Consider the following 13552-nt stretch of genomic DNA (forward strand, 5'->3'; position numbering starts at 1 on the left):
GGAATATTGATGAGGTTAAGCAAAAGCGATCGCAACTGCTCTAGATCAGGGAGTTGCGATCGCATCTAAGTCATTAACAAGGTGTTCCCCAGGCAACAACTTGTATCATTTAGCCAATCTGAATCATCTTGGCTTCACTGGGAATACCTTGATCATTCATGGCAAACAACATGTAGTATCCCGGAGGAGCCACATTGCCATTTTCCGGAGTCGTTAGTTCATAACTGCCATCCCCATTGGCCGTAAAGTCCACCGATAAGAAGCGCTGGTCTGTATTGACACTGTGGGTGACAGAAGACAACCGCACCAGGTTAAATTCGGTGATCGGCATGCCATTATCGATAGTGATGTCGATGTTTTGTCCATAGCCCGCCTGGTCTGGTCCGCCACCAATCACAGGACGGTCAGCCAGAGTGCCATTATCGTTATACAGATAGGCCGGAGTATAGATCTCGGCATCAGAATGGTTAGTGGAGCAAGTACCACAGAGACCACCGCCACCGACGAACACACGACCATCAGGCTGTAACAATGCGACAGAGTGATAGGTGCGAGCTACTTGTTGCTGCGCCAACAGGGTCCATTCCCCAGTATCAGGGTTCCAGATTTCAGGTCGGTAAACCGCCTGGTCATCACTAAAGGCCACCGCTTTCTCGCTACCGCCCACCACAAACACCTGACCATCCGCCATCACTACACCAGTGGCATAGGACCGCTTATAGTTCATTGGGTCTTGCTTATCGACGGTGACTTGGTTGTCATTGTTAATGTCAATGTCATAGGCCACATCGGTAACAATGCCCCCTGAATATTGACTCTGACCACCAGCTCGCAGTAACTTACCCTGGTCATACATCACTGTGAGACCATTCTGGGAGTAAGTATCATCCCCCCGCAGACCAGCCTCTGTATAGGAGCCATTGCCCGTGACGTCATACCAGTACATGGTCGTACTCGGACCGGCAATAAACACATTGCCATTGGGCGCTAAGAACATTTGAGGATGTTCATCAGCGCGACCGCCAGCACTACTGATGGGGTCGATGGGGGCACCGGTCAATGTCCGCCAGCCAGTATCTTCCGACCAGAGTTCCCCTGGCCCTTTGCGACCATCGGCGCGGTTACCGCCCAGGGTAAAGACACTGCCATCTCCCATGGTGACCGAAACGTTATACCAGCGCCTCGCCTCCATGCTATCCACCAGGGACCAGGTATTGGTTCTAAAGTCATACACGCTGGTGGATTGCACAACACCACCACCACCGTTTACCAAGACGCGTCCATCGGGCAACATGACGGTGCCAGGGCAGAACATGTCGTGATTGGTATTAGTGACCAAAAACTCATCGACTTGTTGAGTATTCGTGTCAAAGACAGAGGTGTAGCTACGGGCAAATCGACTGGGAGAAAATTGGAATCGATCCCAGGATGACCAGGTAACAATCTTGCCATTGGGTAGTGTGGCTGCGGAAACCGGAATATTGGGAAACTCAATCACCTCACCCCAGGAACCCACCTGAGCGGCATCCGGTTGCACCTGGTACAGACTTTGAATTTCACTATCGCTCAGGCCGCGATCGTAAATCCGCACATCATCAATCTGGCCATCAAAATAGTTATCCACTCGCCCAATGTCAAAACTGTCTAGGGCCAAGGGCTTACGTCCGGCAAAAGCATCCGTGGAAAAGACCTCTTCCCCATTGACAATGGCTTTATAGGTGGTGCCATCAAAGCTGGTAACAACATGGTTCCAGGCATTGGGTTTCAACACATTGCCCGTGGTGAAATTATTCCAATTAGTGCCATCGCCAAAACCAGCATGGATTTTGTTTTGGTCATAGACCCAGATGCCAGGGTAGCGATTGACGGAACTACCCGGATTTTGTTTGCCGATAATGCCGTGATAGCCATTGTCAGTACTGTCGGAGTTAATCCACACAGATTGGGTAAAGGCTCCATCGCTCAGATCCAGGTCAGGATCACTGGCAATGCTGATATAGTCATCTGCCCCATCAAAGTCCCAACTGCGTGGGTTGTCGCCGTCGAAAATGGGAGCGGCATTATAGGGGCCATTAATGCCGGTAAAATTGTTGGCCGTACCGTTGCTACTAATACCGGATGAATCCACAACGGGCGAACTTGCCACAGTTTCATTTAGTTTCCAGTGCCCCACTAAACCGGGAATCAAATTGCCGGGATTGAAATCTTCAAACCGAATAATTTGTTCCGACTTGATGTTTTGTAAGAGTCCGACGGCAACAGGAGATCCCCAGTCAATGCCGTTGTTGCTGACATAGAAGGCATAGTCAGCCACCTGACCATTTGGGGAGGCATCCTGGCGGGGTAAATAGCTAAATCCGCTGATGTCGTATTCAGCTTCTAAATCAATGACAATTTCATGGGGATGGCGAGGATCGTTGTCGTTTCCAGGCGGTGCCCATTCAGTATGCCAGAAGGTGTTGGGATTCCCATCAAACGCATTAGTGGCAGGACGGTTACTGACCACTAATTCCTCACTGTTGACCGATTCAAGGGTCCAGTTTGCCTGGCTGATAAGATTATCATTGCCATCCAGGAGATTTAACTCCGCCAGGCTGGTCCAGGGGTTGCCATTCACCTCAGAGTTGGCAACAAATCGGACATAGCGATATTCAGGATCGGCTGGGGGTGGCGGCGGAGCAACATCATCATCGTTGATGGCCACCATGATCGATTCAGTACCAATCACAGCACCCCCTACTGGGTTATCGAGGTACAGTAAAAAGACTTCTCTATTTTCTGTGGTGGTGTCGTTGAGGATGGGGACGGTGATAAATTGTTCCGTTACCCCTTCTTCAAAGGTGAGGGTGCCAGAGGTAGCTGTGTAGTCTTCACCCGCATTGGCTCCATCGTTGGCTGTGGTGTAGTCCACGGTAACTGTGCCCGTACTGCCGCCCACACGTACCACCTTAATACTGGCGAGACCGGTTGATTCACTAACCATGGCCATGGGGCCGGTAAAGGTGAGGGTGCCTGCCTCAACAACTTGATCATTGTCCTCAATGGCGATAACGGTACGCTGGGTACCGAGCGTTGCTCCATTGGTGGGGTTGCTGAGCTGCACGGCAAAGGTTTCATCCACTTCCACAGCCCCATCATTGATAATGGGAATCCGAATGGTCATAGACTCTTGCCCATCGCCAAACGTTAGGGTGCCGACAATCGGAATAAAGTCTTCCAGGGCAACGGCTGTTTGACTAGATGTCTCATAGTCCACACTAGCCACGCCTTCGGTGCTACCAAGCCGATTGACAGTTAAATCAATAGAGGCCGCTCCCTCATCCACGGTAACTGTGGAAAACTCCAGGGAAAATTCCCCTGGGTTTGGTGTGGGTGGGGTATCCCCCAGGAAGTCAATGCTGCTGGTGATATCGGCCCCGTTCGTATTAAAGACATCGGCGACCAGTTCAGCGTCGCCTGCGTCTCCCCTGTAGATCCAGGTGTTGGAACCCACGACCTGGAAGGTGTAGTCATCAGCCACACCACTGAGCCGAATGGTATCTTCTCCTACCGTAAAGTCCAGGATGTCGGCATAGTCATTGAAAAAGCCCTGGTCATAGAAGCCGCCGGTTTCATCGCCCAGGATAAAGACATCAGCCCCGCCATTGCCCTGGAGTAAATCAATGCCGCCCAGTCCATTTAAAGTGTCATCCCCGGCAGTGCCCTCTAGCAATCCATCATTACCTGTGGTGCCCACAATCGTGTTGCCGGGTGTGGGCGTAGGCGGATTTGGTGGTGTGGGCGTACTATCCTCTACGAAGTCAATGCTGCTGGTGATATCGGCCCCATCCGTATTAAAGATATCGGCGACCAGTTCAGCGTTGCCCGAGTCTCCCTTATAGATCCAAGTGTTGGAGCCCACGGACTGGAAGGTGTAGTCATTTGCCACACCGCTAAGCTGAATGGTATCTTCTCCTATCGTAAAGTCCAGGATGTCGGCATAGTCATTAAAAAAGTCCTGGTCATAGAAGCCGCCAGTGTCATCGCCCAGGATAAAGAGATCGGCACCCCCATTACCTTGAAGCAAATCGATGCCGCCCAGGCCATTTAAGGTGTCATCCCCGGCAGTCCCTTCTAGCAATCCATCATTGCCCGCCGTACCCAGGATCAGATCTAATTGTCCTCGGTAAGCGACTTGAGTGGCTTGATCCACGGCGATGGCTGCTTCAATAGAGCCGGTGGTTATCTCCAGGTCCCAGTCGCCATCTAGGCTGGTATGTCCAGTGATGTCGTTAGAGGCGGCGACATCGGCCTGGGTGAGCTGGCCAATCTGTTGGACAAAATCAAATCCATCGGCGGCGGCAAGATTACAGCCGTAGAACAGCAGGTCGCCATCTTGGGAGAATGCGGATTGCCAGCGTTCTAACTCCGCTTTGTAGTCATTTAGATTTGTCTGGCTGAAGATGCTGTTCCCTAACTGAAGGGCTCCCTGGCTGCCATGGGAGAAGATATGAACGCTTTCTAGGTCGGTGTATGCAGCTAAGGTCTGAGTGATCTGCTTAAGTCCACTGGAGCGATCATTCAACAAGAAAACTTTATCGGTCTGCAGGCTTTGCAGTAGGTCGTCTGCCTGGGCCACATTGCTATCGACAAAGGCGATACTAGTGGGCTGTAGAGAACCTGGGGGGACGATATTATCTGTTGACATGAAGTGACAAGAGAATAACTGTGATTTTGCTCAAATAACAACCTGATAGCCCATGGCAAACCTATCCAAACTAATCAGTTTGGATAAGCTGAGCGACATTCTCGACGAAGGCATTCAGGAGAAAATAGGACCTATGGCCAACGATATATGTCTAGATAGCCAGCAGTCTTGTTTCATGTCCCTGGCTAAAGGTTAGAATTTCTACGTAATAGTAACTAGTGCTACAAAGATCCTTTTTTTGAAATCTCATAGGTTGATGGGATTTCTGTAAAGAGAACAAGATAACTTAATCTATTAATGTTTCTTAATGGTGGAAAATGTTCCTTTTATTCGGTGATTTGTATCTGGACTATGCTGGGTTTATCTGTTTTTTATGATTATGGGATGTTTGTGAGGCAATGATTTTTACGCCAAGAAACATGACATAAGCTTATGAACTAAACAAAGTGCCAAAACGCTCTTGTAAAAATGCAGTTAGTAGCTGCACTTTAGTAGACAGATGCCGGTTCGTCGGATACATCGCCCATAGAGATAACGGTTGAGGTTGATAATCCAGGGCTATTTCTTGCAATTTCCAGCGCTCTATACTCGTCTGAACGATAAACCGAGGCAACAACACTATTCCCAGACCCCGGATGGCAGCATCCCTCAGCACTTCACCATTGTTAGAGCACATGGTCGCGTCACTTATCGTCACCCTGCGCTCGCCATTAGCCTTAGCGAGTACCCACTCGTGGCGACCTGACAGCTCACCATAGACTAAACAGCTATGGTTATCTACATCCTTGACTGTCCTTGGAATCCCGTGATGCCATAAATAGTTGGGTGCAGCACATAGTAAACACTGTAGTTTTGCCAGCTCATGTACCACCAGCTGGGACGATGGTTTTGGTTGAGAAATCCGTACGGTAAGGTCAAATCCCTCCGCTAAGGGATCGATAAACCGATCCTCTAACGTCAGCTGTACCTTTATCCCAGGATATTGCGCCATAAAGTCTGCCAGCACCGGCCCCAAATGCATCGTTCCAAAGGTCATGGGGGCATTGACCCGTAAGATTCCGACCGGCTCTGCTTGGGCTCGGGAGACAGCTAGTTCCGCTTCTTCCAGGTCCGTCAAAATCCCCAAACAGCGATCATAAAAAGCCGTGCCCGTGGCCGTTGGGGTCACTTTCCGGGTACTGCGCTGTAGCAATCGTGCCCCCAGTTCCGTTTCTAACGTAATCACTAATTTGTTGACGGCTGAACGTGACATCCCCATATCCCGTGCTGCTGCGGCAAAACCATTGGCCTCAACTACCTGTACAAATGCATGAATGGCTGCAAATTTATCCATGATCTTGGGGATGACGCTTGTTTATTATTGTCAACTAAAAGTAGACAATATGTCCACTAAATTGATTATTGTCTATTTTTAGGATTCAATCCATAATTAATTAAGTCAGTTCTAAATCACTTCCATCCAATAGAACTAGCGGGAGGTAAACCCTATGATCACCATTCGCTCCGGATCAGAAAGAGGTAATGCCAACTTTGGGTGGCTTGATAGTCGCCATACCTTTTCCTTTGGCAGTTATTACGACCCAGCTCATATGGGGTTTGGTCATCTACGCGTCATCAACGAAGACAAGGTAGCTCCAGGCCAGGGATTCCCTACCCATAGCCACCGCGATATGGAAATCATTTCCTACGTTATTGATGGTGCCTTAGAACACAAGGACAGCATTGGCAATGGCTCCATCATTCGTCCTGGAGATGTGCAGCGCATGTCTGCCGGTACCGGCATTAGCCACAGTGAGTACAACGCCTCTAGAGAGAATCCCGTTCACTTTCTCCAGATATGGATATTGCCTGAAAAACAGGGCATCGAACCTGGGTATGAACAAACTTACTTCAGTCCCGAAGAGAATCAGGGAAAATTACGCCTGGTCGGTTCCCGCGATGGTCGAGATGGGTCGATTACCATTCACCAAGATGTCAATCTCTACGCAGCTCGGTTGACGATAGATGAGCAGATTGACTATACACTTCAATCCGACCGAATTGTTTGGATACAAGTCGTGCGTGGTGGCATGGCTCTCAATGGTCAATCCCTCAAGGCGGGTGATGGCGTCGCTGTTAAAGCTGCTGAGGCTCTAATGATTCAAGGACAGTCGGATGATACTGAAATCTTACTGTTTGATATGGCTGGCTAGATTTGGGTGAAAAGACTACGGCTGCCCCCATCCATCCATTGTCCACCGACTGAATTTCAGTCAGTGGACAATGGTATCCTGACTTGTGCTGACTTTAGGAGTATTCTGACTGTGACTCGTGGGTTCCTGGCCTCGTTACTCTGTGTCTTTTCCATGGCCACCGCCGCTCAGGCTCAGATGAGTGACGTCCCAGCTTTTGATACCGATGGAGATTTTCATTCTGCCAGAGTGCGGGGTAATCGTGGCTACTATTCTCATAGGCAATGGCTTGTGGTTGAACCCGATGTAGAAGGCCTCAACTGTCGTAATGAGAATGGAACTGTTGTTTTGACCTTAGCCTATGGTGCGATTGTCGACTCTGTATTTGACAATGGCGATGCCATTCGATCGATCAATGGTCAACCCTGGCTCAAAGTAAATGTTAGCGCCATGGATTTACGTCGTCAGGTGGCTGATGATTTTGCCGTTGTCCAGACCTGTTATGTACGGTCTAATAACCAACATATCGCTCCCTTAAATCCAGATACCCAGTGATATTTTTTAGCTTATATTTTGTGGGGCTGCCGCCACTTTTCTTCACTTAATTTGTAGAAAATAGTGAATCATTAGGTCAATGTCGTTGGGGTCGAATTCTTTGATAGTTCTATTCAAGAAACTTTACCTCAATTGTGTTGGTCTGTAACTTAAGTTTGCTGTCTGCCAAATCAATATTGTTAGCGTACCAATTTAGCTCGATTCTGTTATGAATTGTAGGTATTTTGGTCGCTATCCTGGGCTATTTAGGGTATGGATGATCTATAATAGGGCTGTGAATGACGTTCATCCTTGTGTTTAGGAAAAACTGAACATTAAGGGATAAAAAGTAGGGATATCTTCCCGAAGGGACGTGCCTCTTCAACGCATATTTTTAGGAGGCGATTCTTATGGAATCTGATGTTTTCACCACAACTGAATTGATTGTGGTATTGACAGTCTACTGCATCGTATTTTGTCCGATTCTATGCTGGGCGATTAGTGCTCCATTGTTTTTTAATGAGCCATTCTCCTTAAAAGGGCCATTGTCCTTCAATCGGTCTCTGGACTCACACGAAAATCATTCTCACGCTTAAACTTCGGGTATCAATTCAAGCCGAGAAATCCTGACTAGGTGGGAACTTAGAAGCCAGAAGTTAGTAAGGCCATGACTTCTGGCTTCTAAGTTTTGAGTATACAGGCTCGAATCAACTGCATTTTAGCTCGGACGACTCTTGTTGCATTCATCTACTTTTCTCAATGAATTTAGTGCCCAATACAATCCTATTGATCATTTGACAATTGATCCATATGGAACAAATCCATGGAGATTATCGCCTGATGGTTTAAACCTTAATGTCTTAAAATTTTAATACAGAATGAAGTCATTGAAATAATGACAGTTAAGCATACTAACATTCTGCAGTATTGGCTGTGAAGTTTGATTTTTCTGGACTTGGGCACTGAGACTATCTGTCGTGTTAGTTAAGCAAACATTACCGGAAATAACAAAGAATGTTCCTCCAGTCATTTGTCCGATGTCTGCTGGTGCAATCACGACCGGTCCACTGCAGGTAGTAAGGGGCATGACGAGATAGGCTTCAATATAATCTTCACCATTTATTTCAAGCTTATTAAATCCTATGCTGGCAATCTCATCGCCCTGATAGACCAAAGCTTCACATAGCTCGCTTGCGAGTTCCTTGTTGCCCCACCATGGTTGGTTGCGAAGGTCCCGATCAGTGACCTCATGATCTAGCTCAACACTGTAGGATGAGCCATAGACATCGACAGTAACGGGTTCGGTGGATGCATGGCTAGATGCGGTTAGAGCAAGTAGCGAAATGTATCCTAATATGGTGCCAGTGAAGAGTCTACCAATCATTACTTAATTTCCTTGAGCAGATTGTTTCATATTGTTCAGAACCTTAATACTGTTTATAGACCGATTTAACCGGGTCAGGATGTTGCCAACCTGTTGAATTTTCACAAGCCATGAGAGTTTGAACAACGGCGAAGCTTGTGAAAAATGTTGGTAACGTTTGGAGTATAAAGGATTAGCTTATTTTAGATATAGTGATTAACCATTGTGTAGAGGTGCTAATTATAGGATAGTTCTGATGTTATAAATATTGCCCAACACTTTTTTGAGCTATACAGAAAAACTCGATTTTAAATAATACTTAATACCTTAATACCTTAAAAACTCGAACTACTTTTTGACTTTTTGATAAGGCTGGACTGACTTGTCCAGCTTGAGCTTGGGATGGGGCCGACGGAATGGTCGGCATAGACAATCGGCAAGCCACATTAGGGGCAGGCTGCCGAGCCAACATGTTACTAAGATCACCAGGCCTAACCACCAGGCCCAGCTTGAGTGCAGAGCCACGCCAAGGCCCGCTAGCAAGCCCACAATAAAGTTACCTGCATGGAAGTTAATCGACGCTCCCATGAAATCAGACAGGTGATAGCGAGAGTTTGTCCAATAGGTCCATAGATTGATGCATAGGGTGATTGCTGCTATGGCAATCAGCACAATGGTGATTAAGTCCATTTTTTCTGTTACAACAATCCCTACCCCATGGATTACGGATGAAAGTTTGGGATGCCCCTGAGGATACTTTCGATGCACCCATGGCTTAGCTTACTGCCTTACCCATGGGCTATGTCCTCGATCCAATCTGCTACTGTACGATACTCGATTTAGGTCGAGTTTGCTGTTGTTCTGCTTCTTTCTTGAGCTCTTGCAAAATTTGATATTCCAGCAGAGCGGCGGATAATTTTTGAGCAGGATCAATTATTTCTTGAGGGGTTTCTGGTGGGGTCAATACTGTTCTAGAAAAAGATAGAAAGACAATTGAAAAGACGAAAAATGCTGGTAAGAATCCCATAGGAACCTCCTGTGACAAAGATATAAACCTTGTCCACGTCCAGAACGGTCGTTTTACCGTGGGAGAAACTACAGGTTTCAACTTGGACGTGGTTTAGAAAACAGCTTCCCCAACTGTTTAACGGTGATGGGGAATGAGCTAATCAATCAAATCTCTGGGTCATTGACAAAATGCTAGTCAATGAAGCCATTGTTTTTAGGCAATGAGGACGGAAGAGGGCATTAATACCATCACGAGCCATGGGGCTTTGGGGTTTGCAAAATTTGAAAGGGGGCAGATTGCAAGGGGCTCAGTCAGATCTCTGGCCGCTGGCTTGTTGATGGTTAATCCTGGGGGCAATGAGTTCTGGTAAACGTGTTACACAGAACCTTGCATTGATAATGCCCTAATTTTGGAAAGATGCGTAAATACGCTTAGATATTCTTTACTTGTACGATCTATTGAGTATTTATACGGATGATATTTTTGAAGAGGTAGTTAGCTTGGCTATCTTAGGTAGATTATGTAGCTATTCATGAAGGTTGGCAGGTGATATCAGAAACCAAAGGGGAGAATGCCAAAACCAAATAAGATTTTGCTAAACAATATCAGCTTAAATGCTTCCCAATAGGAAATTCTTCTGACTGAGAAGATATGGCTAAGAGTAGTATTCCATATCCAGTGCAAGATAATGGTGCCGATAGCAAACAAGGCAATGGCGCTGATGGCAAAACTGAATACGGGGAATAGGAGCATGTGGAGCGGTAGTCCGAATTGCATAGATCTGCCTGGTAGATTTTCTTTTAGACAGAGTAGCCGACTTTAACCTGGGAATCTATGGTGATGGGTCGGCAGTCTCTTTGCCTCGGGCAAGAGAGTTGATTCCACTGGGAAGTTCGTTCTGTTGTGATCAGATGCTGAGGGGAACCGCATAGTGGTTGGTCTGATGTCCCTGAAGCTTAATAATTCATAGTAATTCTCTGAAAACTGGGCGAGGTCTTTATAGACTGGCTGGTAGCTTCCTTTGTAGTAAGGTTCCGTGGTGTGATTGATATTCGCCAGTTCTTTCAGATGACGAATCCTAGCCGGACGCTGGATTTAAGTAAGCCGGAAGATAAAAATCTCTATATTGATTTTTCGGCGGTGCGGGGAGAAGAAATCATCGAGGAGTTGAAAAGTCAGATTACGTTCTTTTCACCGGAGCAGCCTACTTGCACCTTGTTTACTGGGCACATTGGCTGTGGAAAATCGACTGAGCTGCTGCGGCTCAAGGCTGACCTGGAGGTGGAGGGCTTTTATGTCGTTTACTTTGAGTCGAGCGAAGACCTGGAAATGGCCGATGTGGATATTGGTGATGTGCTGCTGGCGATCGCAAAACGAGTCAGCGATAGTCTAGAACAGCTGAACCTAAGCGACGCCAAGAGTTTGCGGGGGTTATTGCGAGGAGCCGCTAAGCTCTTGATGACTGAAATTGAGGTGGAGGCCGAGGCTGATCTATTGGGGATGGGCGTGGCTGGCAATACGGACAGCGAGGTATCGCTCGCACCATTTATGAGCTAGTGGATGATGCCTGCGCCTGGCTCGATGGCTATCTGCGCCATGGTCCAGAAGACGAGGTCAGTGATGCTGACCGTGCAGTTTGTGACATTCCTCCTCGCCCGCAGTCTCGTTAGAGAACAATAAAAAACATGATTGTAGGCCTAATATGCAACAAGAAAACTTGATGTATATAACTTTGTTTTTAGGACTTGCTTTCTGAGCAAAAAGTCCCTATGCTTTCCCAAAGGTTGTGAGCCCATCGCAACCACACAACAGAACTAAATAGACCCAGCGTCGTCGGCAGGTGCTGGAACCACCTACCGACGACTGACCCCCAAACTGATCATGCCAGTCTGCGGGCTAGGATGATTATGCCCTAGCAACCCCGATTTGCACTACATTTTGTGGGGTTGCAGGGCCTTTTTAGTTCTGGTTTCACCCGCCCCGCTGCTTTATTGCGGGGCACCTGTCCCCTATGTAAAGAAACCAGAACCATGTTTCAATCATCAAACCCCGACAACGCCAACACCCCCAAACAACAACCAGCCCCCTTACCCGAATACCAATTCGAACCCGTCCGCCATATCCTCCTCGGCAGCCTCACCGCTATCCGCAACACCATCACCCTGCTCCACAAACTCAACTACGCCGAACCCAACGACTGGAGCAAACCCCTACCCACCGGACGCCCCAACGAAGTCATGGCCATCCTCACCAAAAAGATCAGAGTCGATTAACCATCTGTAAAACATAGACCATCCCGTAGGGGCACTCCCTTGTGGATGCCCCTCGATACCGAATGCCATCAGCCAGGATTTCCTATAACAAATCCGAATGCATCATGTCCGGTAAAAAATGGACGATCCCGTAGGGGCACTCCCTTGTGGATGCCCCTCGATACCGAATGCCATCAGCCAGGATTTCGCATAACAAATCCAAATGCATCACGTCCGGTAAAAATAGACCATCCCGTAGGGGCACTCCCTTGTGGATGCCCCTCGATACCAGGTGCCATCAGCCAGGACTTCCTACAAGTTCAATCAAAAATGAATTGCAAAAAAAAAAATTTTTGCATAAAACCCGGTTCGACTCCATGAGTAATCACTGAATGGAAAAAAGCATTTACCCAGAGCCAATCATCTCTGTCCAAATCTTGTCAGTCTTCACAATTCAGGAAAACCCCCATGGCCTTAATCCAAGTCGCTAATTACAACAATACCAGTGAGAATAACCGGACAAACTCCTCCTTAGACAGCCTAACCAATTTTCAATATCACAAAAACTTGTTTCTCAAAGACCTTTTTTTCCCGATTATTTATGGGACTGAGGGGGCTGATCACATAGAGGGTAGTGAGGCCAACGAAACTATATATGGCCAGGCAGGCATTGACTTTCTCTTTGGTCTAGGCGGCAATGATTCTCTCTATGGTGGGGCCGACAATGACATCCTGGGCGGTGGTGATGGTGATGATCGTTTATTCGGGGACGAGGGTAATGACTTCATCCACGGCAACAATGGCAGTGATACCTTGTACGGCGGGATTGGCAACGACACTATCTATGGGGGCACTTACTGGGATCAATTCGATGGAGACGATGTCCTGTACGGCGGCTACGGCTATGACGAACTATATGGCGGCGCAGGCAATGATGAGCTTTTTGGTGGTCACGGTAATGACAGACTCGTTGGCGGCGTAGGCGACGATGAGCTTTTTGGGGAATACGCTCAAGATTCTCTGTTGGGCGGGGCTGGTAACGACTTACTCGTGGGCGGTAAAGGAAATGACACCCTGACAGGGTATCAAGCAGGCAACGGCAGCGGGTTTGACAATTTTGACATCTTGACTGGCGACGATCCGGGGTCACTGCCGGGTCAAACTGTATTGGGTGATGGGGCTGATAACTTTATATTGGGAAATTCTTCAAAAGCCTATCACCTGGGTAATTCCTTCGCGACCATCACCGATTTCAACAGGGCAGAAGGAGATACGATTACCGTCCATGGTAACTTCAATGATTATTCGTTCGGTTATAGCAATGCTGGCGGCGGTAACCAGGCAGATACGTTTATCTACTATCAAAACGATCTGATTGGGATTGTGCATGATACCACCCATCTTAGTGTCATCAACGGCCTGGCATTCTTATAAATTTTTCCAAACAGGCAACAAACTTCGGCTCTTCCGGAATTCCCGTGGAGCCCCCTACATTTAGTGTAGAGTTCAGATTCTTCCCCGTTAGGGATAATAGAG

The 13552-nt window shown here is 47.6% G+C and carries 12 protein-coding genes; 6 read left to right on the top strand and 6 right to left on the bottom strand.

Annotated features, from left to right (window positions below):
* Positions 1–109 precede the first annotated feature (109 nt).
* Entirely contained in the window at positions 110–4687 is a 4578-nt protein-coding gene (locus tag IXB50_RS09570; RefSeq protein ID WP_215608733.1) for a DUF4347 domain-containing protein, read from the bottom strand.
* Between the two features lie 52 nt (positions 4688–4739).
* Here IXB50_RS09570 and IXB50_RS09575 point away from each other — a divergent pair, with 52 nt between their 5' ends.
* Positions 4740–4883 (top strand): hypothetical protein, encoded by a 144-nt coding sequence (locus IXB50_RS09575; RefSeq protein WP_215608734.1) that lies wholly within the window; start codon positions 4740–4742, stop codon positions 4881–4883.
* Between the two features lie 234 nt (positions 4884–5117).
* Here the strand turns inward: IXB50_RS09575 and IXB50_RS09580 are convergent, their stop codons facing one another.
* Entirely contained in the window at positions 5118–6020 is a 903-nt protein-coding gene (locus IXB50_RS09580) for a LysR family transcriptional regulator (RefSeq protein ID WP_215608735.1), read from the bottom strand.
* Between the two features lie 154 nt (positions 6021–6174).
* On the opposite strand from IXB50_RS09580, the gene IXB50_RS09585 reads away from it, so the two are divergent.
* The gene (locus IXB50_RS09585) at positions 6175–6879 is read left to right on the top strand and encodes a pirin family protein (protein WP_215608736.1); all 705 of its coding nucleotides are present in this window, start codon (positions 6175–6177) and stop codon (positions 6877–6879) included.
* Positions 6880–6990: 111 nt separating this feature from the next.
* Positions 6991–7413 (top strand): hypothetical protein, encoded by a 423-nt coding sequence (locus IXB50_RS09590; RefSeq protein WP_215608737.1) that lies wholly within the window; start codon positions 6991–6993, stop codon positions 7411–7413.
* Between the two features lie 847 nt (positions 7414–8260).
* Here IXB50_RS09590 and IXB50_RS09595 read toward each other — a convergent pair.
* The 4 genes from IXB50_RS09595 to IXB50_RS09610 form a co-directional block, all read right to left on the bottom strand.
* A complete protein-coding gene (locus IXB50_RS09595; RefSeq protein WP_215608738.1) occupies positions 8261–8776 on the bottom strand; it encodes a hypothetical protein in 516 nt (171 codons plus the stop codon).
* Positions 8777–9103: 327 nt separating this feature from the next.
* Entirely contained in the window at positions 9104–9523 is a 420-nt protein-coding gene (locus IXB50_RS09600) for a hypothetical protein (protein WP_215608739.1), read from the bottom strand.
* Positions 9524–9575: 52 nt separating this feature from the next.
* Positions 9576–9782 carry a hypothetical protein gene (locus tag IXB50_RS09605; protein WP_215608740.1) on the bottom strand — a complete coding sequence of 69 codons (207 nt, stop codon included), beginning with the start codon at positions 9780–9782 and terminating at the stop codon, positions 9576–9578.
* Between the two features lie 534 nt (positions 9783–10316).
* Entirely contained in the window at positions 10317–10541 is a 225-nt protein-coding gene (locus IXB50_RS09610) for a hypothetical protein (protein WP_215608741.1), read from the bottom strand.
* 264 nt (positions 10542–10805) lie between these two features.
* On the opposite strand from IXB50_RS09610, the gene IXB50_RS09615 reads away from it, so the two are divergent.
* The 3 genes from IXB50_RS09615 (at position 10806) to IXB50_RS09625 (ending at position 13450) form a co-directional block, all read left to right on the top strand.
* A complete protein-coding gene (locus tag IXB50_RS09615) occupies positions 10806–11321 on the top strand; it encodes a P-loop NTPase family protein (RefSeq protein ID WP_215608742.1) in 516 nt (171 codons plus the stop codon).
* Between the two features lie 383 nt (positions 11322–11704).
* Complete coding sequence (locus IXB50_RS09620; protein WP_326520763.1) at positions 11705–12037, top strand: hypothetical protein; 333 nt, start codon at positions 11705–11707, stop codon at positions 12035–12037.
* A 447-nt stretch (positions 12038–12484) separates the two neighbouring features.
* Positions 12485–13450, top strand: a complete 966-nt coding sequence (locus IXB50_RS09625; protein WP_215608743.1) for a calcium-binding protein — start codon at positions 12485–12487, stop codon at positions 13448–13450.
* Positions 13451–13552: the final 102 nt, after the last annotated feature.

This window comes from Leptothoe spongobia TAU-MAC 1115 (assembly GCF_018739885.1).
GTDB lineage: Bacteria > Cyanobacteriota > Cyanobacteriia > Phormidesmidales > Phormidesmidaceae > Leptothoe > Leptothoe spongobia.

Bases quoted from the DNA above. Each gene is read 5' to 3' on its own strand.
- IXB50_RS09570 (WP_215608733.1), bottom strand. From the start codon at position 4,687: ATGTCAACAGATAATATCGTCCCCCCAGGTTCTCTACAGCCCACTAGT.
- IXB50_RS09575 (WP_215608734.1), top strand. From the start codon at position 4,740: ATGGCAAACCTATCCAAACTAATCAGTTTGGATAAGCTGAGCGACATT.
- IXB50_RS09580 (WP_215608735.1), bottom strand. From the start codon at position 6,020: ATGGATAAATTTGCAGCCATTCATGCATTTGTACAGGTAGTTGAGGCC.
- IXB50_RS09585 (WP_215608736.1), top strand. From the start codon at position 6,175: ATGATCACCATTCGCTCCGGATCAGAAAGAGGTAATGCCAACTTTGGG.
- IXB50_RS09595 (WP_215608738.1), bottom strand. From the start codon at position 8,776: ATGATTGGTAGACTCTTCACTGGCACCATATTAGGATACATTTCGCTA.
- IXB50_RS09605 (WP_215608740.1), bottom strand. From the start codon at position 9,782: ATGGGATTCTTACCAGCATTTTTCGTCTTTTCAATTGTCTTTCTATCT.
- IXB50_RS09610 (WP_215608741.1), bottom strand. From the start codon at position 10,541: ATGCAATTCGGACTACCGCTCCACATGCTCCTATTCCCCGTATTCAGT.
- IXB50_RS09625 (WP_215608743.1), top strand. From the start codon at position 12,485: ATGGCCTTAATCCAAGTCGCTAATTACAACAATACCAGTGAGAATAAC.